Origin of the sequence: Haloferax sp. KTX1 (assembly GCF_902410085.1) — an archaeon.
Classification (GTDB): Archaea; Halobacteriota; Halobacteria; order Halobacteriales; family Haloferacaceae; genus Haloferax; species Haloferax massiliensis.
Genome location: NZ_CABPRH010000203.1, coordinates 1 through 442 on the forward strand (window position 1 = coordinate 1; position 442 = coordinate 442).

General features: G+C 36.7%; 1 protein-coding gene. It reads left to right on the plus strand.

All coding sequences use genetic code 11. The annotated features are described in order from the left end of the window. The coding region (locus tag FY251_RS21455; protein WP_148416938.1) for a glycosyltransferase family A protein at positions 1-442 on the plus strand (442 nt) is incomplete at both ends.

The following is a 442-nucleotide window of genomic DNA, read 5'->3' on the forward strand; positions in this document are numbered from 1 at the left end:
AATGAGGGCTTGGGGCCAACAAGAAATCTCGGCATTGAAATGGCGTATTCTGAGTATATATATTTTTTTGATTCTGATGATATATTACCTGAAAATTTTGTTGAAAAAATAAAAAAATGCTTGTCCGAATTTGACTCGGATATCATTTTCTTCTCTGGGGAATGTTTTGGGAATTTTGGTCTAAGAACAAGGGTGCCCAATTACAGACGAGGGGTCTATCGAACAATGGATAAAGAAGAGGCCCCTATCCGAGAAATGCGGAAAAAGAATATATTATTTCCGAGTGCTTGCCTTTACGTTAGCAGGAAAAGCATATGGATAAAAAATTTGCTCAGGTTCAAGGCTGTAGTTCATGAAGATGAAGATGTTATATTCCCGTTAATAAGTTTTTCTTCTCGAATAACAGTTATAGACGATGTTCTCTTTTATCGAAGGATACGGG